The sequence below is a fragment of the Pseudomonas sp. LjRoot71 genome (assembly GCF_964253255.1).
Lineage (GTDB): Bacteria > Pseudomonadota > Gammaproteobacteria > Pseudomonadales > Pseudomonadaceae > Aquipseudomonas.
This window is the reverse complement of the sequence record NZ_CAXURA020000001.1, coordinates 281807-302299: the sequence shown is the minus strand read 5'-3', so window position 1 is coordinate 302299 and position 20493 is coordinate 281807. Positions and strand designations below refer to the sequence as shown.

Genomic DNA, 20493 nt, shown 5'->3' with positions numbered 1-20493 from the left:
CCATCGATCCCGCGCATACCCGTCGATAGCTCGGTCAGCTGGGCAGGGCCGGAATTTTTTTGACCGCGGTCAGCCAGTCCGGATTCAGTCGCGGCTGGTCGATATCCATGCCCAGGCTTTCCATGCGTTCCTTGTGCCGGTTGATCTCTGCAACAGCCTCGCTGAGGGCGCTGGAGTTGCCATCCAGTTGGTGCATCTGGGTCAGGCCCAGGTGATAGAACCGCAGCAGGCGCATGGCGTCGGGGTCATGGGCGCTTACCCCGGCCTTGACGTGATGCATGACGTTGGTGACGCGCATCAGGCTGCGTTTGAGCCGCCAGCCGTAGACCGCAGCGGCCATCCATGGCTGCGACCACATAAAGCCGCGCACCAGGGCGACGGTCAGCAGCAGGGCGACGAGCACACCGCCCAGGTTCCAGCGAAAGTTGTCGCCGCCGGCCTGGCCGAACAGTGCAACGGCAGCAGTGGACAGCAGCAGGGCCAGGGCGATGAACGTCAGGGCAATGATCAGGCTGCTGCGACGTGTCTGCTGGCGGTAATCTTCGGGGTTGAGCGGCTGGGTTTTGAACATCGTGGCCACGGGGCTCTCTCTGCGGTGAATTAGCGTGTGCGCGATCAGCGGGTCAAGGGTATCTTGCCGATCCATCAGTGCTGTGGGTTAAGGAAATAACGGATTTATGAGGCGTAGTGTGTATCAGGCTGTAATTCTCTGTGCAGCGTTGCTGGGCTCCAGCCAGGTGCTGGCCAAGGTTGAAGTGCAGGCCGGGCAGCATAAGACCCTGGGACGGATTCTGGTGGCCAAGGTTTCCGAGGAAATTGTGCCGGGCGATTATGAAGCCTTGCTCAAGGGCATCAAGGCCAATCCGGGCAAGTTCTCCCGGAAAATCGTCATGCTCGACAGCATTGGCGGCAGCGTCAGCGAGGCCATGCGCATTGGCCGCTTATTGCGTGAAACCGCGTTCGACAGCCTGGTGCCGTCCACCGGCGTGTGTCAGGGCAGTTGCGTGTACCTGCTGGCGGCGGGGCGCAACAAGACCGTGCGCGGTCATGTTGGCATTCACCGGCCCTATTACTCGGGCAGTGATTCAGTGCACTCGACGTCCAACAGTGTCAGTCGTGCCAGTCAGATTGCCTATTTCAAGGACATGAAGATAGCGCCCGAGTTGCTTGAGGCAATCAACAGCACCGCGCCGCAGCGCATGCGGATGCTCAGTGCCAGCGAACTGAAGCGTTATCGCTTGCAGTGAAGGATGGCAGCAGGAATAGATGAGCAGATCGGAGTATGCCGATCTGCTCGGGTGCTGCCGTTCACAGCTTGGCGATCGATACCTCGGTGGATTTTACGAAGGCGATCACTTCGCTGCCCACGCCCAGTTCCAGCTCTTTGACCGAACGGGTGGTGATGACCGAGGTGACGATGCCGGAGGCAGTCTGCACGTCGATTTCCGAGAGTACGTCGCCCAGCACGATCTCCTTGATGGTGCCTTTGAACTGGTTGCGTACGTTGATGGCTTTAATGGTCATGGTGATGCTCCTTTCAGGTCTTCAAGTAGCCCGGATGCGATCCGGGGGATAGTTGGCACCGCTCCCGGATGGCATCCGGGCTACGGGTAGGTTTTCAGAGTGCCCAGTGCAGTTGCGTGGGCAAGGGTGAAACGGGTTCGGGTTGTGCAGGCAGCTCGGGCAGCGACAGCACGCGGTTAAGCACCTGTTCCTCATAGGCGGCCAGCTTCGCCGAGGCACGCTGGCGTGGGCGGTGCAGGTCGACGTTGATGTCCAGGCCGACCTGGCCGTCTTCGATCAGGATCACCCGGTCGGCGATGGCCACCGCTTCACTGACGTCATGAGTTACCAGCAGTACGGTGAATCCATGCTGTTGCCACAGGCGCTCGATCAGTTGCTGCATCTCGATGCGGGTCAGGGCATCCAGCGCGCCGAGCGGCTCGTCTAGCAGCAGCAGGCGTGGTTGGTGAATCAGCGCACGAGCCAGGGCCACGCGCTGCTTTTGCCCACCGGATAGGGCCGCTGGCCACTCGTTGGCGCGATCCGCCAGGCCGACGGCTTCCAGCGCTTGTTGCGCCCGTGGCCGCCAGTCGCCGGACAGGCCCAGACCAACGTTGTCGATCACCCGCTTCCAGGGCAGCAGGCGTGAGTCCTGAAACATAAGGCGGATGTCTTCGCGTGATGCTGCAAGCGGCGCATTGCCGGCATGCAAATTTCCCTGGATCGGTACGTCGAGGCCCGCCAGCAGGCGCAGCAGGGTGCTCTTGCCGCAACCACTGCGGCCGACCACGGCGACGAACTGTCCGGCAGGGATATTCAGCTGAATATCCTTGAGCACTTCGCGCTCGCCGAAGGCCTTGTGAATCGCGTTGATCGCCAGCGGCAGGCCGCGTTTCAATGTATGCAGCGCTGTCATTGTCCACCTGCCTTGACCTGATAGGCCGGGTGCCAGCGCAGCCAGATGCGTTCAAGCGTGCGTGCGGCCACATCCGCCAGCTTGCCGAGTACGGCGTACAGCAGGATGGCCAGTACCACCACGTCGGTTTGCAGGAATTCGCGGGCGTTCATCGCCAGGTAGCCGATGCCGGAGCTGGCGGAAATGGTTTCCGCGACGATCAGGGTGAGCCACATAAAGCCCAGGGCGAAACGCACGCCGACCAGGATCGAGGGCAGGGCACCGGGCAGGATGACCTGGCGGAACAGGCTGAAGCCCGACAGGCCATAGCTGCGGGCCATTTCCACCAGTGCTGGGTCAACGTTGCGGATGCCGTGGTAGGTGTTCAGGTAGATCGGGAACAGCGTGCCGAGGGCGACCAGAAAGATCTTCGCGCTCTCGTCGATGCCGAACCAGAGGATCACCAGCGGGATCAGCGCCAGATGCGGCACGTTGCGGATCATCTGCACGGAACTGTCGAGAAAGCGCTCGCCCCATTTCGACAGGCCGGTGATAAAACCCAGCAGCAGGCCCAGGCCGCCGCCGATGGCAAAACCGATACTGGCGCGCCAGCCACTGATGGCCAGGTGCGTCCAGATTTCACCGCTGCGCAGCAGCTCCCAACCGGCACTGATCACCGCGCTCGGGGCCGGCAGAATACGGGTGGACAGCAGGCCGCCGACCACCGCCAGTTGCCAGGCCGTCAGCAACGCCACCGGCAAGGCCCAGGGGGCCAGGCGCAGGGCCATTTTGTTCAAGGTTGTGTTGCTCATTGCAAACCCCATCAGGTCTCTGTAGGAGCGGGCCATGCCCGCGAGGTCGTTACGGTTCGCGGGCATGGCCCGCTCCTACGGCATTGCTTCAACTGGCCGAAGCCGCCTTGGGCAGGATGTCGTTGGCGACCATCTCGCCGAACGGGCTGACATAGCCGGTGCCGGTCGGGAGTTGCGGGCGGTTGACGTCCAGGTGCGGGAACAGCAGTTCGGCAACCCGGTACGACTCTTCCAGGTGCGGATAGCCGGAGAAGATAAAGGTGTCGATACCCAGCTCGGCGTATTCCTTGACCCGTGCGGCCACGGTCGGGCCATCGCCGACCAGCGCGGTGCCAGCACCGCCACGCACCAGACCAACCCCGGCCCAGAGGTTGGGTGACACTTCCAGGTTGTCCTTGCTGCCGCCGTGCAGGGCGGCCATGCGTTGCTGGCCAACCGAGTCAAAGCGCGCAAGGGAAGCCTGAGCGCGGGCGATGGTTTCGTCATCGACATGGCTGATCAGCTTGTCGGCGGCGGCCCAGGCTTCGGCGTTGGTTTCGCGCACGATCACGTGCAGGCGGATGCCGAAGCGCACTTCACGGCCTTGCGCTGCGGCCTTCTCACGCACCGCTGCAATCTTCTCGGCCACGGCGGCCGGTGGTTCGCCCCAGGTCAGGTACAGCTCGACCTGCTCGGCGGCGAGGTCTTGCGCCGCATCCGATGAACCGCCGAAATACAGCGGCGGACGCGGTTGTTGAATAGGGGGGTAGAGCAGTTTTGCGCCTTTGACTTGAATATGTTTGCCGTCGTAATCCACCACTTCACCTTCCAGCACGCGTCGCCAGATGCGGGTGAATTCCACCGAGGCTTCGTAGCGTTCGGCGTGGGACAGGTTGAGGCCATCGCCAGCCAGTTCGTCCGGGTCGCCACCGGTGACCAGGTTGAACAGCGCGCGGCCGCCGGACAGACGATCCAGGGTGGCCGCCTGACGGGCTGCAACAGTCGGCGAAATGATGCCGGGGCGCAGGGCCACGAGGAATTTCAGGCGCTGGGTGACGGGAATCAGGGACGCTGCCACCAGCCAGGAGTCCTCGCAGGAACGTCCGGTGGGAATCAATACACCGCCAAAACCAAGGCGGTCGGCGGCTTGGGCAATCTGCTGCAGGTAACCGTGATCGACGGCGCGTGCGCCTTCGGCGGTGCCCAGGTATTTGCCGTCGCCATGGGTGGGCAGGAACCAGAAAATATTCAAGCTCATGGAGTTGTCTCCTCTTGTGAAATCGTTGGCGTAGCCCGGAATGCATCCGGGCTACGGTGGTGTGGCGAGCGTTACTGGGCAGCGGCGACTTTGGCTGGTGGCGTCCAGATCACGTCCTTGATGCTGAGCTTTTTGGGGATCAGCTTGAGGTCGGTAAAGGTGTCAGCGATCTTCTGCTGCGCCTCGATCACTTGTGGCGAGATGAACTGCGCGCCGTAGCCCTGACGCTCAACAGCCTGCCGAGTGATTTCCGGCGACAGGCCGATCAGCGGGGCAACCTGAGAGGTGGCTTCTTTGAGGTTGCCCTGTACCCACTCACCCACGCCGCGGATTTCTTCCACCAGGGCACCGATTACTTGCGGGTTTTTCTCGGCATAAGGTTTGGTCGCCAGGTAGAACTGGTGGTTGTCGACCAGGCCGGTACCGTCGCGCAGGGTGCGCGCCTGCAACTGGTGTTCGGCGGCGGACTGGAAGGGGTCCCAGATGACCCAGGCGTCAACGCTGCCGCGCTCGAACGCCGCACGGGCGTCGGCCGGTGGCAGGTACACCGGCTGGATATCGCTGTATTTCAGACCAGCGTCTTCCAGGGCACGCACCAGCAGGTAGTGCACGTTGGAACCCTTGTTCAGGGCGACTTTCTTGCCCTTGAGTTCGGCGACCGATTTGATCGACGAATCCTTCGGCACCAGGATCGCTTCACCGGTCGGGGCCGGTGGCTCGTGGGCCACATAAACCAGGTCGGCACCAGCGGCCTGGGCGAATACGGGCGGGGTTTCGCCGGTCACACCGAAGTCTACCGAGCCGACGTTAAGGCCTTCGAGCAGCTGCGGGCCGCCGGGGAATTCGGTCCACTTGACCTCTACACCCTGTTCGGCCAGGCGCTTTTCCAGCGTGCCCTTGGCTTTGAGCAGCACCAGGGTGCCGTATTTCTGGTAGCCGATACGTAAGGTTTCAGCTTGTGCTTGGGTGATGGCGCCGAAGGAAATGGCCGCGGCAAACAGGGCGACCAGACTCCGACGCAAAGTGATAGTGCGCATAGCGCTCTCCTTTGCTATTGGGGTTATTGGGTTGCGACCTGCTTGCCCGTTGGCGGGCGAGTAAGGTGGGGTGTAGCGGTGTTTCAAATACTCCAGCGTGCGTTGATCAGTCGATCATTCAGCACGCCTGGATCAATCGGTGCCGGCCTGCGTGCCAGAGCCTGCTGGAAGTGCTGCAAGGCATCGTCCAGACGCTGCTCCAGCGCGGGGGCCAACTGCGCCGGTGCGCCGTTCTCACCGTAGGCAATCTGGCTGTCGTCAGCAAAGATCGCGTGCAGCATTTCCTGGGCTTTCAGCGCCGCCAGTACCGGCTTGAGCGCGTAGTCCACGGCGAGCATGTGGGCGCTGCTGCCGCCGGTGGCGATGGGCAGCACTACTTTGTGGTTCAGGGCCCGTTCGGGCAGTACATCGAGCAGCGTTTTCAATGCGCCGGAGAACGACGCCTTGTAGACCGGCGTGGCGATGATCACGCCGTCGGCGCGCTCCACCTGCTCAATCAGTTGCCGCACGGCCGGGCTGCCGAAATCGGCAAACAGCAGGTCTTGCGCATCGAAATCACGCACCTGATAGCTGATCACTTCAACACCGCGCAGTTGCAGCCAGTGTTTGGCGCGATCAAGCAGGATATTGCTGCGTGATTTCAGGCTCGGGCTGCCGCCCAGGGATACGACCAGCATGCTGGCTCCTTAAAACAAATGCTTAGCGGTTCGGTTGCGGGGTCAGGCGCAGGTAGGGTTTTACGGCGCGGTAACCCTTGGGGAAGCGCTGCTTGATCTCTTCTTCATCCTTGAGCGATGGCACGATCACCACCTCTTCACCATCTACCCAGTTGGCCGGGGTGGCGACCTTGTGGTTGTCGGTCAGTTGCAGCGAATCAATCACCCGCAGGATCTCGTGGAAGTTGCGCCCGGTGCTGGCCGGGTAGGTGATGATCAGGCGTACTTTCTTGTTCGGATCGATGATGAACAGCGAGCGCACGGTCAGGGTGTCGTTGGCGTTCGGGTGGATCAGGTCGTAGAGATCGGAGACCTTGCGGTCAGCGTCAGCCAGGATCGGGAAGTTGACCCGGGTGTTCTGCGTTTCGTTGATGTCGTCGATCCACTTCAGATGCGAGTCCACCGGGTCTACCGACAGGGCGATGGCCTTGACGCCACGCTCGGCGAATTGCTCTTTCAGTTTGGCGGTAAAGCCCAGCTCGGTGGTGCACACCGGGGTGAAGTCGGCTGGGTGAGAGAACAGCACGCCCCAGCTAGTGCCCAGCCATTCGTGGAAGCGAATGCGGCCTTCACTGGAGTCCTGTTCGAAGTCGGGGGCGATGTCGCCGAGGCGGATGGTCATGCTCGTGCTCCTTGGGTAAGTCGTTGCGTGGCGCTCACTATGCTTAGGCTTGATAGATTTTAAAAAGAATAAATAACAATTTATTTAGCACTTAAAGATATATAAGGCGGTGCTTGAGTACGCAGCGGCGGCTCTAAAAGGCTATGTTCCGCGCCGCATACCAGTGGCCGTCTGTAGGGTGCGCTGTGCGCACCGGGATTTTTGCTCTGCACCGGTATTGTTTCCAAACAGTCGAAATGCTTTGTGCGCACGGCGCACCCTACGAATCCGATTCGCGTCAGTTGCGGATGACGACCGGCATCGCAGGCTATTGGTACGGGTAATAAAAAAACCGGGCCATGCGCCCGGTAAATATTCCACCTGAGGAATTCGTTGCCTGGTTACAAGGCGTGGGACTGGTACAGCTCAGTCAGGGCCTCGCCACGCAGGTAGGCCAGCTCCGCCGAGCGGCGGTCGCGAGGGCGCGCCAGCGGCACTGCCAGTTCGCGTTGCAGGCGGCTGGGGCTGCCACCGAGGATCAGCACGCGGTCGCTCAGGTAGAACGCTTCGTCCAGATCGTGGGTGACCAGCAGGACGGCAATTTCATAGCGCTCGGCCAGCTCGCCGAGCAGGTCCTGCAGCTTCATGCGGGTAAAGGCATCCACTGCGCTGAATGGCTCATCAAGCAGCAGCACATGGGGTTTGCCATACAGGCCGCGGGCAATCGCCGCGCGCTGCGCCTGGCCACCGGATAATTGCTTGGGCAGGGCATCGGCATGCCCGCTGAGGCCGACATCGCGCAGCAGTTGCTGCACCCATTTGTCATCGGCGATCCAACCATCGGCAAAACTGACATTCTGCGCGACATTCAACCAGGGCATCAGGCGCGGTTCTTGAAACACCACACCGATGCCGGTGCCACGGCCAAATTGCAGCAGTGGGTTGAATTCCAGCCCGCCGCTGAAATCCTGATCGAGCCCGGCGGCGATGCGCAGCAGGGTGCTTTTGCCACAGCCGCTGGGGCCGAGCAGGCTGACGATCTCGCCAGGGGCCAGGCTCAGGCTGACATCATCGAGCACGCGAAGGCCGTCGTAGGCTTTGTGAATATTCTGTAGTTGCAGCAGTGCGCTCATGTTCAGTTCTCCCCGCCCTGGTAGCTGTCACGCCATTTGAGTGCGCGGGTTTCCCAGTATTTGAGCAGGCTGTCGCTGAGTTTGCCGAGCACCGCCAGCAGCAGAATGGCGGCAATTACCAGGTCCGGCCGTGAAGTCTCCCGACCGTCACTGAGCAGGTAGCCAAGCCCGCGCGTCGCGGCAATCAACTCGGCCGCCACGAGAAACATCCAGCTCAGGCTCAGCGCGCCACGCAGCCCGGTGAACAGGTTGGGCAGGGCGGCCGGCAGGAGAATCCGCCGCACCAGGGCGAAGCGGCTGAGTTGATAAAGCTGGCCGACTTCGACCAGCTTGCGGTCGATATTGCGGATCCCGGCCAGCAGCGCCAGGTACACCGGAAAGAATGCGCCGAGAGCGATCAGCACCACCTTGGGCGTTTCATCAATGCCCAGCCAGAGCAGTAGCAAAGGTACCCAGGCCAGGCTGGGAATCGCCCGCAGTGCCTGAAAGGTCGGCTCCAGATAGGCCTCGGCACGCCTGCTAAGGCCGACCCAGGTACCGATCACGATGGCCAGGCCAGCACCGATCAGAAAGCCGGCAGCAACTCGCAGCATGCTGGCGTTGATATGCCGCAGCAACTCGCCACTGACCGCCAGGTTGAACAGGGTTTGCGCCACTTGAGTCGGCGCAGGCATCTGGTGCGCCGGCAGCACCGCGAAACGCACCAGGGCTTCCAGGCCCAGCAGCAGTGCCAGGGGCACCGCCCAACCGCGCAGATTGGCCAGACTTGGCCGCCAGCGTGGCAGGCGTTCGGCCCAGCGGCTGAGTGTGAGGTTGAGGGTGCCCATGACTCAGTTGCTCGCGTTGGCTACGGATTGCTTGATCACGCTGGCAGCCAGTTGTGGGCTGATCAGTTGATCCACCACCTTGGCCACGTCAGTGCCTGGGCGCACCAGTTGCTCATCCAGCAGAATCGGCGCGGCGGCTTTCAGTGCAGCGATATGCTCGGCGCCGGGCTGCGAGTTGCTGAAGTCGGTACGCGACAGTTGCAGCTTGGCCACTTCCAGCGGCAGCTTGGCTTCATCGGCGAGCAGCTGGGCGAGGGCATCCGGGTTGGCAATCGCCCACTCGCGGGCCTGTTCATAGGCACCGATTACCTGCTTGATCAGCTCGGGCTGAGTGGCGGCGAATTTCTCGGTGACGCTGAGTACGCCATAGCTGTTGAAGTCGAGGTTGCGATACAGCTGGCGCGAACCGGCTTGCAGTTGGCTGGAGGCCATAAGCGGATCAAGCCCGGCCCAGGCGTCGACATCGCCACGCTCAAGCGCGACGCGGCCATCGGGGTGTTGCAGGTGGACGATTTCCACGGCGTTTTTATCCAGCCCGGCTTTCTGCAGGCTTTGCAGAAGGAACAGAAATGGATCGGTGCCTTTGGTGGCGGCGATCTTCTTGCCTTTCAGACCGGCCAGGCTGTTGATCGGTGAATCCTTGGGCACCACCAGCGCGGTCCATTCCGGGCGGCTGGCCACGTAAACGGTGTTGATCGGGCTGCCATTGGCGCGGCTGAGTACGGCGGCCAGGCCGGCAGTGGAGGCGAAATCGGTGCTACCGCCATTGAGGTATTCCAGCGAGCGGTTGCTGCCCTGGCTGAAGACCCATTTGACACTGATACCTTGTGGCGCGAGGGCTTTCTCCAGCAGTCCCTGTTGCTTCAGTACCAGGCTAGTGGGGGCGTAATAGGCGTAGTCCAGGCGGACTTCTTTTGGTGTTTCGGCATAAGCGCCGGCAGGCAGAATCGCCACAAACAGGGCGGTCAGCCCCCGACGCAGATTGAACAGACCCATGGTCGTTTCCTCTGGTTAGGGTTGTCGCCTGTCGACCCGTGGACGGGCACTTCAGGTCAGCGTAAAGCGAAGGTAAAACCGGCCTGTGGTCAGGCCGGTGCACAGTGGTTGCGTGTGCGTTAGAGCCTGTTCACGATCTTGCGAGCTAGAGCGATACAAGGCAAAAACAAGCGAGGACGCGGAGTTTACGAGCTGTAAATGAGCACTACTCACTTCGCTCGCCCTTCGGGCCGCGCTAAAGCGCGTTAGCCGCCAGCGGCTTGCCGAGCTTGTTTTTAACGCAGTAGCGCCGACGCGCAGCAGATCGTGAATAGGTTCTTAGAGCAATGGCAGGCTGTAGCTGAGGATCAGCCGGTTTTCATCCTGATCGGCAGTCGCGGTGTTGCCACGGAAGGTGGCGTTGCGCCAGGACACGCCCAGGCCTTTCAGGGCACCTTCCTGCAGGGTGTAATCCAGGCGGAAGTCGCGTTCCCATTCCTTGCGGTCGCTGTCGGCAGCGTCGATGTTGCTACCCGACAGGTAGGTCACGGTGGCTTTCAGGCCGGGAATGCCGGCGCTGGCGAAGTCGTAGGCGTACTCGGCCAGCCAGGTGCGCTCACCGGCGCTGGCGAACTTGCCGATCTGCCGGTCGGTGATCAGGTACGCGGTGGCGCCATCACCCTGGCTGACAAACGGGAAGGCGCTGTTGCCGGAAACCTGCTGATAACCGGCGCTGAGGGCGTGGCCGCTCAGGCTGTAAGTGAACAGGGCGCTCCAGGTGTTGTTATCCACTTCACCGTTTTTGCTGTCGCCTGCACGCCAGAAACCGCTGCTCTTGTAGCCTTCGGTGCGACCGGCGAGGTTGCCGTTCTTGCCGTCGGAGCCGCTGTTGAAGTAGCGCAGGTCGGTTTTCAGCGCGCCCACCGGCAGCGCCAGGTTGTGGGTCAGGCCGAGGAAGTGCTGTTTGTAGAAGTCTTCCAGGCTGCCGTAGTAGTACTGCGCGGTGAGGTCCTTGGTGATCTTGTAATCGCCACCGGCGTAGGTGAATTCATTGGAGTCGGCGGCTTTGCCCTGGAAGCTACCGGCGCCACCAATGCGCAGGGCGATGTCGTCAGTGGAGCTGCGGGTCTTGGTGCTCTCCAGCTGGCCGGCGGTGAGGGTCAGGCCATCGATCTCGGCGGAGGTGATCTGCGCGCCTTCGAAGGTTTGCGGCAGCAGGCGGCCGTCGTTGAAGTTGATTACCGGCAGCTTGGGCTGCAGGGTGCCGATGCGCAGCTCGGTTTTGGAAATGCGCGCCTTGGCAGTCACGCCGGCCTTGCCGTAGCTGTCTACCGCGCTGTCGTCGTTTTCCAGAGGGAACAACGAGCCTGGGGCGCGGCTGCGCGGGGTGCTGTTGTCACCGCCGGAGTCGAGCTTGATGCCGACCAGGCCGATAGCGTCCAGGCCGAAACCGACGGTGCCTTCGGTGTAGCCGGACTGGTAGTTGAGGATAAAGCCCTGACCCCATTCGCTGGCTTCGCTGTTGCTGTTGGCGGTGTTCTTGTCGTTACGGTCGAAGTAGAAATTACGCAGGCCGACGCTGGCTTTGCTGTCTTCGATAAAGCCGGCGGCAGTGGCCTGGTTGGCGATGGCGGCCAGAGTGATGGCCAGGGCCAGTGTGGATTTCTTCATGTTCGAGGCTCCAAATGCAGGTCTGTGCTGTTGTGTGTGGCACTGCAGAGGGGCTCGAGCGGACGGTGTGCGTTGCACCTGTCTCAGCGAAATAGCAAAGAGCCCCTTGATGTTTCATGGGCCCGATGCGGTGGTCCGCTGTCGGCTTGAGCGCACTGTAGGGATTATTGGTAATCCCTAAAAAGAATTTATTTTCACTTTGTAGTAACTAAAAAGAATAAGAGGTGCTTAGGTGCAAGACCCATAAGCTAATGCTTAAAAATTATTTGCCTCATGTTTTTTAGATCATTTAGCTTGTCTCTACCGGATCACCGGACTTCCTGTTCAAACCTGAAGTTGCCAGTGATCCGGCCCGCATTGATGGCCGGCACGTCCTTGACGAGGTCTGCCATGCCCAAGTTGTCTACCTTTAGCCGTCATCCCTTACTCGGCACTAGCCTGGCGCTGGGCCTTGGTCTGTTCAGCGCAGTACCCGCCGATGCCGCCGTGCAAGCGCGTAGCGGCTATCAACAGCCCGTCCCGACCAGCACCCAGCTATGGGGGCATCTGGATCGCTCCATCGTCGAGCAGCCCGGCGCTCAACACCGCGATCAGGCACTGCAGCTTGTGCAATGGCAGCCCTCCGAGCCGCGTATCCAGCAGTCGGCTGGTGAACAGGATCGGTGGGCGCAGCGCCTTGAGCGTGTTGCTGGTCGGGTGCAATAGTTTATGGCTGCCGAGTTTCGTGCCACTGCGCAGGCCTTTGAAAGTGCCGAGCCGCTGTTTGATCCCAGGTTGTTTCCCAGTGACTTCGCCAACCGCAGCGGCAAGATTGAACGCCTGGCGCGCAAGCTGGCGGCCACTGCCGTGCAGCGTGATCGGCAGGGCGGTAGTGCCCAGGCCGAGCGTCAGTTACTGCGCGACAGCGGCCTGCTGACCCTGGCCATTCCACAGCAGTTTGGTGGTCAGAGCCTGGTCTGGCCGGAGCTCTACCGGATCATCCGTTACCTGGCCGCCGTGGACAGCTCGCTGGCCCATCTGTTCGCCTTTCAACACCTGCAGGTAGCGACCATTTTGCTGTTCGGCAACCCCGATCAGCAGCGCCACTGGTTGAGCCGTACGGTGCATGAGCGCTGGTTCTGGGGCAATGCCACCAACGGTCGCGATACCCGTCTGAAACTCAGCCGCCGTGAGGAGCATTACGAGCTCAATGGCAGCAAATCATTCTGCTCCGGCGCGCTCGGTGCCGATGCCCTGGTGATCAATGTGCCGCGTAGTCACAACCCCGACGACCGGGTGTTTATCGTGCTCCCCACGCAGCGCGAAGGGGTGGCGGTGAATGATGACTGGGATGGTTTTGGCCAGCGCCAGACCGACAGCGGCACGGTGCAGTTCGAGAATGTCTTTGTCGACAGCAGCGAGTTGCTCGGCCCCACTGGCGTCAGCCCGCGCACCACGCTGCGCGCGTGCCTGTCGCAACTGATTCTGACCCAGCTGTATCTGGGTAATGCCCAGGGCGCGTTGGATGCTGCGCTGCGTTACACCCGTGACAGCAGTCGCGCCTGGCCGGCTTCCGGTGTGGCCCTGGCCAGTGATGATCCTTTTATTCAACAGCGTTATGGCGAGCTGTGGCTGCTTTTTCGCAGCGCCCAGCTGTTGGCGGACAACGCCGCCCAGCGCCTGCAGAGCGCCTGGGAAAAACCCGCACTGACGGCTGCCGAACGCGCCGAGGTGGCCTTGCATATCAGCGAAGCCAAGGTGGTGTCGGCCCGCGCCGCGCTGGAAATCACCGCACGCATCTTTGAAAACATGGGCGCCAGTTCCACCAGTTCGAAGTACGGATTTGATCGCTTCTGGAGAAACGTGCGGGTGCACAGCCTGCATGACCCGCTCGATTACAAGGTGCGCGATCTCGGGCACTGGTTACTCAACGGCAAGGCGCCCACGCCTTCGCTGTATGGCTGATACGACAGGGAGGGGCGCGCAGAAAAGACATGCAGCAGATTGATAAACCAGTAAACCAATAGGGCCACCTGGCCGTGTTTCATAACCGTTGAGGCAGTGTGAAATGACTATCAAAAACCTGTTTGGTGCCGGCCTGTTGGCGGCTGCCACGCTGTTGCAAGCCGCCCAGGCGCTGGCCACCAGTGATGTGCTGGTCAGCACCGAGTGGCTGGAAAAGAACCTGAACAACCCCAAGGTGCGGATCATCGAGGTGAGTGTTGCACCGGGCGTTTACGAGCGTGGGCATATCCCGGGTGCGGTGAATTTTGCCTGGCACCGTGATCTGGTCGATCCGGTGCGCCGTGATATCGCCAGCCAGGAAAATTTCCAGGCGTTGCTGCGTAAATCAGGCATCTCGGCGGACACCACCACGGTGCTCTACGGCGATAACAACAACTGGTTCGCCGCCTGGGGCGCCTGGGTGTTCGATGTGTATGGCGTGGACAACGTCAAACTGCTCGATGGCGGCCGAGTGAAGTGGGAGGCGGAAAAACGCGCTCTGGATAACCGCGCGAAAACGCCGGTAGCCGGCAATGTCACGGTCAAAACGGCGAATAAAGACCTGCGCGCCTTCCTCCCGGACGTGCTGGCAGCGGCAGAGAACCGCAGCGACGTACAACTGGTGGATATCCGTTCCGCTGATGAATACAACGGCAAGGTCTTCGCCCCGCAGGGTGTGCAGGAACTGGCAGTGCGCGCCGGCCACGTACCGGGTGCCGTCAATGTGCCCTGGGGCCAGGCAGTGGCTGCCGATGGCACCTTCAAATCGGTTGAAGAGCTGAAAAAGGTCTACGGCGCGGTGGGTATTGATGGCAGCAAGCCGATCATCACCTACTGCCGCATCGGCGAGCGCTCCAGCCACACCTGGTTCGCCCTGAAGAAGATCCTCGGCTATGACGTGCGCAACTACGACGGTTCCTGGACCGAGTACGGCAACGCCGTTGGTGTGCCGGTGGTTAACGTGGCTGGCACCGTCTGGGGCGGCAAGTAACTACGGCATAAACATCTATCGGCACGGCGCTTAACCGCCGTGTCACTTTTTAAGGGTGAGCGTTCAGGCAGGGCGCTCGCTCTTCTTTTATTGGCGGCCACCCTGCGGACCGTCGTTACGCGACATCAAAAATGACTCCGGTCATTTTTTTATTTGGGGGTTTATATGGTCACGACCTCTCTGCATACGCCCGGACGCTGGGCGGGCGGATTGGCTCTGGTAGCGAGCCTGGCGCTGGGCTTTGCTATCTGGCGCTTGTCCGGGGCAGACAGCGGTAGTCAGGCGTTGAGCCTGTCGCTGCTCGGCGGTGCTGTGTTTGGCGTGCTGTTGCAGCGTTCACGTTTCTGTTTTTTCTGCGTAACCCGCGACTTTATCGAGCAACGCAAGCCGGACGGCCTGCTTGGCATTATCGCGGCGCTGACAGTGGGGACGCTTGGTTATCACCTGGTGTTTGGTGCGTTCTTGCCGGACCCGAGCGCTGGGCGCTTGCCGCCGGATGCCCATGTTGGCCCGCTGAGCTGGGTGCTGGGGCTGAGTGCCGCGGTGTTCGGCATTGGTATGGCACTGTCCGGCTCCTGCATCAGTGCGCATCTTTACCGTTTGGGTGAAGGCGCGTTCGCCTCGCTGTTTGCAGTGTTCGGTGCGCTGATCGGTTTTTACCTGGGCTTTCTCTGCTGGAACCCGCTGTATCTGCTGAGCATCCAGCAGGCTCCGGTGGTCTGGTTGCCCGCCTGGCAGGGGTATAGCGTGTCGTTGCTGCTGCAGCTTGCGTTGCTGGGTGGGTTGGCCAGTTGGCTGTTGCTGCATGTGCAACCCAGTGCTGAGCCGCGTGCACCTGTGCGCAATCTGTTGCAACTGCTGTTTGGCCAGCGTTGGCCGACCTGGGTGGGCGGGGTGTTGATCGGCTTTCTCGCCACCTTGAGTTACCTGCGCGTCGGCCCTCTGGGGGTGACGGCTGAGCTGGGCAGTGTGGCGCGCACGGCTGCTGATGGCTTCGGCTGGTTGCCGGAACGCTTGGAAGGGCTGGATGGTTTTTCCGGTTGCGCCACGGTGATCAAGGAGACGCTGCTGTCGAACAACGGCCTGTTTATCCTGGGGCTGGTTGTGGCGTCCTGGGCCAGTGCCTTGCTAGCGGGGGATTTCCAGCCCAAGCGTCCGCGCGTCAGTGAACTGCTGCGTAATCTACTGGGCGGCGTATTGCTGGGCTGGGGCAGCATGCTGGCACTGGGTTGCACCGTGGGCACGCTGTTGTCGGGGGTTATGGCCGGTGCGGTGTCCGGCTGGGTGTTCGGTGTGTTTTGCCTGCTGGGGGTGCTGATAGGCCTTAGGCTACGGCGCTATTGGCCGTAAATGCTAACGCGTGTAGGAGCGGGCCATGCCCGCGAATGCACTTCGCACGCATGGCGTGCTCCTACAGAAGCGTAACCCGCCGGGCTTACGCTTCGGCGCGCTGCATCAGGGTGCGTTGCCGCCATTCCATAAAGGTCTTCAGCAGCAGGGTCAGTAGCGCCATGCAAGCCAGCAGTGCGGCGGCGGTAAAGGCGGCGGAGGGCTTGTAGTCGTTGTTCAACTGATCGACCAGCAAGGGCAGGGTCAGGGTCTGGTTGAGAATGGTGCCGGACACCACCGACACCGCACCAAACTCGCCAACTGCACGGGCGTTGGTCACCACCACGCCATACAGCAGCGCCCATTTGATCTTCGGCAGGGTGATATGGCGGAAGATCTGCCAGCCGCCGGCACCCAGGCATAGGGCGGCGGTTTCCTCATCCTGGCCCTGGGCCTGCATCACTGGAATCAGAATGCGCGCGACATAGGGCGCGGTGACGAAAATGGTGACCATGACGATGCCCGGCCAGGCAAACATCAGTTGCATGCCGTTGTCGTAGAACCAGCGCCCCAGGGCGTGCTCCAGGCCATACACGACCAGGTAGCAGAGCCCGGCGACGACGGGCGAAACGGCATAGGGAATGTCGATTATCGTGGTCAGCAGTTTGCGCCCACGGAAATCGTAATGGGTCACGCACCAGGCCAGCATGATGCCGAAGCACAGGTTGATCGGCACGGTCAGCCCGGCAACCAGCAGGGTCAGGCCGATGGCATGCAGCATGTAGTCTTCGCCCAGGTTGCTCCACAGCAACGCCAGGCCACCGGAGAACGCCTTGCTGAAGATCAACGCCAGTGGAATGAGCAGCAGCAGGGTGACCAGGCTCAACCCCAGGCCGATCAGCAACCATTGATGCCAATATTGTGGTTTTCTCATTTGCCTTGCCGTTGCCATTTGAACAGGCGGCCTTGCAGCACTTGCAGACTGAACAGCAGCACCAGTGAGGCCAGCAGAATGACTGAGGCAATCGCCGCAGCCGCGTTGTGGTTGAACTCCTGCAAGCGCACGAAAATCATCAGCGAGGAGACTTCAGTTTTGAACGGGATATTGCCGGCGATCATGATCACCGCGCCGAACTCGCCGAGGCTGCGGATAAAGGATTGCGACGCGCCGGTGACCAGCGCCGGGGTCAGGGTAGGCAGCACCACGTAGAAGAACGTCTGCAGGCGATTGGCACCCAGGGTGCTGGCGGCTTCTTCGTAGTCGCGGCCCAGGTCCTGCAGCACCGGCTGCACGGTGCGCACCACAAAGGGCAGGCTGGTAAACACCATGGCGATCAGAATGCCAGGGTAGGCGTAGGCCACTTTGATGCCCAGCGGCTCGAACCATTGGCCGAGCCAGCCGCCAGGGGCCAGCAGCGTCGCCAGGGTCAGTCCGGCCACCGAGGTGGGCAGGGCGAAGGGCAGATCAACCAAGGCATCCACCAGACGCCGGCCTGGGAAATCGTAACGGGTGATGATCCAGGCCAGCAGCAGGCCGATCAGCAGCGCGGCGATGGTCGAGTAGAAGGCACCACTCAAGGTCACCTTGTAGCTCTGCACCACGCGGGGGTCGCTAATGGCCCGCCAGTACTGCGCCCAGCTCATGTCACTGACATACAGCAGCAGCGCCGACAGCGGGAACAGAATAATCAGCGAGATATAAAAAGTGCTGAAGCCGAAGCTCAGACCAAAGCCTGGCAGCAGCGGGTTCTGCAGAAAGAAGCGGGGAGTGTTTGGCACGACAAATCTCTGAATGCACAAACCGCCGTAGGTACGGCGGTCTGTGTGTGACTCAAACCAGCAGGGCCTTGGAGCCTTTTTACGATCTCGCGAGCTAGAGTCCTGCAAGGCAAAAACAGGCGAGGAAGCGGAGTGTACTTTTGTACATGAGCATTCCGAGCCGGTTTTTAACGCCGCAGGGCCGACGCGCAGCAGATCGTAAAGAGGTTCCTAGCGGCCCTCAGCCAACAGTTGGTCAAGGATACCATCGGCATCGAAGTGCTTGGCAGTGATCTCATCCCAGGTGCCGAGAACCTCGGTCGGGTTGATCAGGCGGATCTTGGGGAACTGGTCAGCAGTGGCCGCCACGACTTCCGGGTGATGCACGCGGTAGCTGTAGGTGGTCAGCAGTTGCTGGATGTCCTTGCTGTACTGGAAGTCTAGGTAGGCTTTGGAGACCTCGCGAGTGCCTTTTTCATCGACCACTTTGTCGACCAGGGCAACCGGGAACTCGGCCAGTACGCTGACCGGCGGCACGACGATCTCGTATTCGCCGGACTTGAACTCTTCACCTTTGGCAATGTTCACCACTTCCGACTCGAAGGTCAGCAGCACGTCACCCTGGCCATTCTGGGCAAAGGCAACAGTGGCGGCGCGGCCACCGGTGGGGAAGTTCTCGACGTTGTGCAGCACTTTGCCGACGAAGCTCTTGATCTTGGCTTCATCGCCCTTGAACTGTTCATTGGCATGCAGCCAGGCACCGAGGTAGCTGTAGCGCGCATTGCCGGAGGTTTTCGGGTTGGGGAAGACCAGTTTCACGTCTTCACGGGCCAGGTCGTCCCAGCCTTTGATGTTTTTCGGGTTGCCTTTGCGCACCAGAAAAGCGGTGGTGCTGTAGTAGGGCGAGCTGTTGTTGGGGAACTGCTTGGCCCAGTCTTCGCGGACCAGGCCACGCTTGGCCAGGATGTCCACGTCAGTGACCTGGTTGAAGGTCACGGTATCGACCTTCTTGCCCTGGATGATGTCTTGCGCCTGGCGCGAGGAACCGGCGAACGACTGGTCGATCTTCAGTTCCTTGCCGGTCTGGGCTTTCCAGTGGGCGACGAACTTGGGATTGATCTCGGCGAACAGTTCCCGGGCAATGTCGTAGGAGGCATTCAGGATTGGCTTGTCCTGGGCCAGGGCAGCGGCGCTGCTCAACAGGCTTGAGGTAATGGCGCTGGCCAGCAGAAGTTTCTTGAGCATGATGCAGACTTTCCTCGTCACTGAGCCCGTCTTGCAGGCGTTTGCTTGAATGCCTGACCACTGGGCCAGGAGTACGAGGGGATACTGCACAACTTTTTTATTCATAAAAAGTAATTTTTAACGCTATTTATATTCCTTTTATGTCTTAATGAGGTGCTGTTCAGGCGAACTGCACCGGGCAGTGTTCACGGCCTTCCAGCTTGTAGATGTCTGCGATCACCTGGGGCCGTGCGTGGTGCACAACCAACAGGCGCTGCTGGTTATGCAGGCGGCGGGCTTCCTGGTGCAGCATGGCGACCCCGGCGTAGTCGATAAAATTAATGTGCCGCGCATCGATCATTACCGAGCGTGCCGAGCTGCGTTGCAGCAACTGTTGCAGGTAATTGCAGGCACCGAAGAAGATCGAACCTTCGATGCGCAGCCACTCCTGTTCACCGTCCTGCCACTGACGCACGCGCGGTTGAGAGGTGCGCTTGAGGTAGACGACCAGCGAAGCCAGCACGCCAGCGTAGATAGCGCTCTGCAACTCCAGCACCAGGGTTGCCAGCACGGTCAGCAGCATCACCAGAAACTCGCTGGGGCTGACGCGCTTGAGGGCCTTGACGGCAGCGAGGTCGAACAGTCCCCAGCAGATCAGCAGAATGCTCGCCGCCATGGCGGGAATTGGCACATAAGCGAACAGGCGGCTGCCATACAGGGCGAACAGCGCCACCAGCAGGGCGGCGAAGACCCCGGCCATCGGCGAGCAGGCCCCGGCTTGCTGATTGAGTGCCGAGCGGGTGAAGGAGCCTGCCGACAGCGAGCCGCCGAACCAGGGGCCGAGGATATTCGACAGGCCCTGGGCGCGTACTTCCTGGTTGGCATCCAGCAGTTGTTGCGAGCGGTCTGCCAGCGCGCGGGCAATCGACAGGCTGGTGACCAGGCCGAGCAAGCCACAGGCCACGGCAGCGGGCAGCAGTTGCAGGATGTGAGTCAGGTTGAGGTCGAGCAGGGCAACCGGAGGCAAACGGCCGTCGAAATGGCTGACCAGGGCAATTGCACTGAGCTGCTCGGGCCAGGCCATGACCAACAGGCTGGTAGCGACTATCCCGATCAACAATGCCGGGCCACGTGGCCACAGGCGTTTGCTCAGCAGGCTGACTGTCAGGGTAAACGCGGCTACGGCCAGGCTGCGCCAGTTGCTATCAATCAGGTGTTCGCCGAGGTTGAGCAGGCTGGTCAGTGCCGTGGCCTGGCCGGTGACAGTCAGGCCAAGCAGGTTGGGCAACTGGCCGATGCCGATCACCAGGGCCGCACCCAGGGTGAAACCGAGCACCACCGAGTGCGAAACGAAGTTCACCAGCGCGCCAAAGCGCAGCAGACCCAGTAGCCACTGACACAGGCCCGCCAGCAGCGTCAGCAGCAGAATCAGGGCAATAAAGTCGTCGCTGCCCGGTGTTGCCAGCGGGCTGACACTGCTGAACAACACGATGGAAATCGCGGCGGTGGGGCCGCAGATCAGGTAGCTGGAGGAGCCCCACAGGCAGGCGATCAGTACCGGCACGATGGCCGCGTACAGGCCATATTGCGGCGGCAGCCCGGCGATCAGGGCGTAGGCGATGGACTGTGGCAGCGCCAGGATGGCCCCGTTCAGGCCTGCCAGCAGGTCTTTGCCAAGGCTGCGTTTCGTGCAATTGGGTAACCAGCGCAGAAAAGGCAGCAGGGACTGCAAAACGGATGGCGGCATCAGTGTCGCTCGTGGCGGGAGTAGACCTATGCAAGCGAGCGGACAGGCCTTGCT

21 protein-coding genes are annotated in these 20493 nt (G+C 61.2%); 5 read left to right on the top strand and 16 right to left on the bottom strand.

Annotation, left to right across the window (positions count from 1 at the left end; translation table 11 throughout):
• Positions 1 to 34: 34 nt before the first annotated feature.
• Positions 35 to 571, bottom strand: coding sequence for a DUF3087 family protein (locus tag ACSQ17_RS01470; protein ID WP_436070408.1), 537 nt, complete (start codon positions 569 to 571; stop codon positions 35 to 37).
• A gap of 106 nt (positions 572 to 677) precedes the next feature.
• Between ACSQ17_RS01470 and ACSQ17_RS01465 the strand changes: the two genes are divergently transcribed.
• Complete coding sequence (locus ACSQ17_RS01465; RefSeq protein WP_436067294.1) at positions 678 to 1247, top strand: hypothetical protein; 570 nt, start codon at positions 678 to 680, stop codon at positions 1245 to 1247.
• Positions 1248 to 1308: 61 nt separating this feature from the next.
• Here ACSQ17_RS01465 and ACSQ17_RS01460 read toward each other — a convergent pair whose 3' ends face one another.
• The 11 genes from ACSQ17_RS01460 to ACSQ17_RS01410 all read right to left on the bottom strand — a co-directional run bounded on the left by ACSQ17_RS01460 (position 1309) and on the right by ACSQ17_RS01410 (position 11407).
• Entirely contained in the window at positions 1309 to 1524 is a 216-nt protein-coding gene (locus tag ACSQ17_RS01460; RefSeq protein ID WP_056842174.1) for a TOBE domain-containing protein, read from the bottom strand.
• Positions 1525 to 1618: 94 nt separating this feature from the next.
• A complete protein-coding gene (gene ssuB, locus ACSQ17_RS01455) occupies positions 1619 to 2419 on the bottom strand; it encodes an aliphatic sulfonates ABC transporter ATP-binding protein (protein WP_436067293.1) in 801 nt (266 codons plus the stop codon).
• Positions 2416 to 3210, bottom strand: a complete 795-nt coding sequence (ssuC, locus tag ACSQ17_RS01450; protein ID WP_436067292.1) for an aliphatic sulfonate ABC transporter permease SsuC — start codon at positions 3208 to 3210, stop codon at positions 2416 to 2418. The genes ssuB and ssuC overlap by 4 nt, the downstream gene beginning before the upstream one ends.
• 88 nt (positions 3211 to 3298) lie before the next feature.
• On the bottom strand, positions 3299 to 4447 hold the full coding sequence (gene ssuD, locus ACSQ17_RS01445; protein WP_436067291.1) for an FMNH2-dependent alkanesulfonate monooxygenase: 1149 nt from the start codon (positions 4445 to 4447) through the stop codon (positions 3299 to 3301).
• Between the two features lie 71 nt (positions 4448 to 4518).
• Entirely contained in the window at positions 4519 to 5484 is a 966-nt protein-coding gene (locus ACSQ17_RS01440; RefSeq protein ID WP_436067290.1) for a sulfonate ABC transporter substrate-binding protein, read from the bottom strand.
• An 83-nt stretch (positions 5485 to 5567) separates the two neighbouring features.
• Entirely contained in the window at positions 5568 to 6161 is a 594-nt protein-coding gene (gene ssuE / locus ACSQ17_RS01435; RefSeq protein ID WP_436067289.1) for an NADPH-dependent FMN reductase, read from the bottom strand.
• A 22-nt stretch (positions 6162 to 6183) separates the two neighbouring features.
• Positions 6184 to 6822 carry a peroxiredoxin gene (locus ACSQ17_RS01430; protein ID WP_233684648.1) on the bottom strand — a complete coding sequence of 213 codons (639 nt, stop codon included), beginning with the start codon at positions 6820 to 6822 and terminating at the stop codon, positions 6184 to 6186.
• A gap of 380 nt (positions 6823 to 7202) precedes the next feature.
• Complete coding sequence (locus ACSQ17_RS01425) at positions 7203 to 7934, bottom strand: ABC transporter ATP-binding protein (protein ID WP_436067288.1); 732 nt, start codon at positions 7932 to 7934, stop codon at positions 7203 to 7205.
• Between the two features lie 2 nt (positions 7935 to 7936).
• Positions 7937 to 8761 (bottom strand): ABC transporter permease, encoded by an 825-nt coding sequence (locus tag ACSQ17_RS01420; RefSeq protein ID WP_436067287.1) that lies wholly within the window; start codon positions 8759 to 8761, stop codon positions 7937 to 7939.
• A gap of 3 nt (positions 8762 to 8764) precedes the next feature.
• Positions 8765 to 9757 (bottom strand): aliphatic sulfonate ABC transporter substrate-binding protein, encoded by a 993-nt coding sequence (locus tag ACSQ17_RS01415; protein WP_436067286.1) that lies wholly within the window; start codon positions 9755 to 9757, stop codon positions 8765 to 8767.
• Between the two features lie 318 nt (positions 9758 to 10075).
• A complete protein-coding gene (locus tag ACSQ17_RS01410; protein ID WP_436067285.1) occupies positions 10076 to 11407 on the bottom strand; it encodes an OprD family porin in 1332 nt (443 codons plus the stop codon).
• Positions 11408 to 11797: 390 nt separating this feature from the next.
• Here ACSQ17_RS01410 and ACSQ17_RS01405 point away from each other — a divergent pair, with 390 nt between their 5' ends.
• The 4 genes from ACSQ17_RS01405 to ACSQ17_RS01390 all read left to right on the top strand — a co-directional run bounded on the left by ACSQ17_RS01405 (position 11798) and on the right by ACSQ17_RS01390 (position 15731).
• Positions 11798 to 12112: a hypothetical protein gene (locus tag ACSQ17_RS01405; RefSeq protein ID WP_436067284.1), complete on the top strand. Its 315-nt coding sequence runs from the start codon at positions 11798 to 11800 to the stop codon at positions 12110 to 12112.
• 3 nt (positions 12113 to 12115) lie between these two features.
• Positions 12116 to 13351, top strand: coding sequence for an acyl-CoA dehydrogenase family protein (locus tag ACSQ17_RS01400; protein ID WP_436067283.1), 1236 nt, complete (start codon positions 12116 to 12118; stop codon positions 13349 to 13351).
• Between the two features lie 103 nt (positions 13352 to 13454).
• Positions 13455 to 14381, top strand: coding sequence for a sulfurtransferase (locus ACSQ17_RS01395; protein WP_436067282.1), 927 nt, complete (start codon positions 13455 to 13457; stop codon positions 14379 to 14381).
• Positions 14382 to 14546: 165 nt separating this feature from the next.
• Positions 14547 to 15731 carry a YeeE/YedE family protein gene (locus ACSQ17_RS01390; protein ID WP_436067281.1) on the top strand — a complete coding sequence of 395 codons (1185 nt, stop codon included), beginning with the start codon at positions 14547 to 14549 and terminating at the stop codon, positions 15729 to 15731.
• Positions 15732 to 15816: 85 nt separating this feature from the next.
• Here the strand turns inward: ACSQ17_RS01390 and cysW are convergent, their stop codons facing one another.
• The 4 genes from cysW to ACSQ17_RS01370 all read right to left on the bottom strand — a co-directional run bounded on the left by cysW (position 15817) and on the right by ACSQ17_RS01370 (position 20439).
• A complete protein-coding gene (gene cysW, locus ACSQ17_RS01385) occupies positions 15817 to 16644 on the bottom strand; it encodes a sulfate ABC transporter permease subunit CysW (RefSeq protein WP_436067280.1) in 828 nt (275 codons plus the stop codon).
• Positions 16641 to 17489, bottom strand: a complete 849-nt coding sequence (gene cysT, locus ACSQ17_RS01380) for a sulfate ABC transporter permease subunit CysT (RefSeq protein ID WP_436067279.1) — start codon at positions 17487 to 17489, stop codon at positions 16641 to 16643. The genes cysW and cysT overlap by 4 nt, the downstream gene beginning before the upstream one ends.
• A 210-nt stretch (positions 17490 to 17699) precedes the next feature.
• Complete coding sequence (gene cysP, locus ACSQ17_RS01375) at positions 17700 to 18713, bottom strand: thiosulfate ABC transporter substrate-binding protein CysP (RefSeq protein ID WP_436067278.1); 1014 nt, start codon at positions 18711 to 18713, stop codon at positions 17700 to 17702.
• 160 nt (positions 18714 to 18873) lie between these two features.
• Positions 18874 to 20439: a SulP family inorganic anion transporter gene (locus ACSQ17_RS01370; RefSeq protein ID WP_436067277.1), complete on the bottom strand. Its 1566-nt coding sequence runs from the start codon at positions 20437 to 20439 to the stop codon at positions 18874 to 18876.
• Between the last annotated feature and the right edge of the window lie 54 nt (positions 20440 to 20493).

Excerpts from the sequence above, each read along its gene's own strand:
- ACSQ17_RS01470 (WP_436070408.1), bottom strand. The coding sequence starts at position 571 with ATGTTCAAAACCCAGCCGCTCAACCCCGAAGATTACCGCCAGCAGACA.
- ACSQ17_RS01465 (WP_436067294.1), top strand. The coding sequence starts at position 678 with ATGAGGCGTAGTGTGTATCAGGCTGTAATTCTCTGTGCAGCGTTGCTG.
- ACSQ17_RS01460 (WP_056842174.1), bottom strand. The coding sequence starts at position 1,524 with ATGACCATTAAAGCCATCAACGTACGCAACCAGTTCAAAGGCACCATC.
- ssuB (WP_436067293.1), bottom strand. The coding sequence starts at position 2,419 with ATGACAGCGCTGCATACATTGAAACGCGGCCTGCCGCTGGCGATCAAC.
- ssuC (WP_436067292.1), bottom strand. The coding sequence starts at position 3,210 with ATGAGCAACACAACCTTGAACAAAATGGCCCTGCGCCTGGCCCCCTGG.
- ssuD (WP_436067291.1), bottom strand. The coding sequence starts at position 4,447 with ATGAGCTTGAATATTTTCTGGTTCCTGCCCACCCATGGCGACGGCAAA.
- ACSQ17_RS01440 (WP_436067290.1), bottom strand. The coding sequence starts at position 5,484 with ATGCGCACTATCACTTTGCGTCGGAGTCTGGTCGCCCTGTTTGCCGCG.
- ssuE (WP_436067289.1), bottom strand. The coding sequence starts at position 6,161 with ATGCTGGTCGTATCCCTGGGCGGCAGCCCGAGCCTGAAATCACGCAGC.
- ACSQ17_RS01430 (WP_233684648.1), bottom strand. The coding sequence starts at position 6,822 with ATGACCATCCGCCTCGGCGACATCGCCCCCGACTTCGAACAGGACTCC.
- ACSQ17_RS01425 (WP_436067288.1), bottom strand. The coding sequence starts at position 7,934 with ATGAGCGCACTGCTGCAACTACAGAATATTCACAAAGCCTACGACGGC.
- ACSQ17_RS01420 (WP_436067287.1), bottom strand. The coding sequence starts at position 8,761 with ATGGGCACCCTCAACCTCACACTCAGCCGCTGGGCCGAACGCCTGCCA.
- ACSQ17_RS01415 (WP_436067286.1), bottom strand. The coding sequence starts at position 9,757 with ATGGGTCTGTTCAATCTGCGTCGGGGGCTGACCGCCCTGTTTGTGGCG.
- ACSQ17_RS01410 (WP_436067285.1), bottom strand. The coding sequence starts at position 11,407 with ATGAAGAAATCCACACTGGCCCTGGCCATCACTCTGGCCGCCATCGCC.
- ACSQ17_RS01405 (WP_436067284.1), top strand. The coding sequence starts at position 11,798 with ATGCCCAAGTTGTCTACCTTTAGCCGTCATCCCTTACTCGGCACTAGC.
- ACSQ17_RS01400 (WP_436067283.1), top strand. The coding sequence starts at position 12,116 with ATGGCTGCCGAGTTTCGTGCCACTGCGCAGGCCTTTGAAAGTGCCGAG.
- ACSQ17_RS01395 (WP_436067282.1), top strand. The coding sequence starts at position 13,455 with ATGACTATCAAAAACCTGTTTGGTGCCGGCCTGTTGGCGGCTGCCACG.
- ACSQ17_RS01390 (WP_436067281.1), top strand. The coding sequence starts at position 14,547 with ATGGTCACGACCTCTCTGCATACGCCCGGACGCTGGGCGGGCGGATTG.
- cysW (WP_436067280.1), bottom strand. The coding sequence starts at position 16,644 with ATGAGAAAACCACAATATTGGCATCAATGGTTGCTGATCGGCCTGGGG.
- cysP (WP_436067278.1), bottom strand. The coding sequence starts at position 18,713 with ATGCTCAAGAAACTTCTGCTGGCCAGCGCCATTACCTCAAGCCTGTTG.
- ACSQ17_RS01370 (WP_436067277.1), bottom strand. The coding sequence starts at position 20,439 with ATGCCGCCATCCGTTTTGCAGTCCCTGCTGCCTTTTCTGCGCTGGTTA.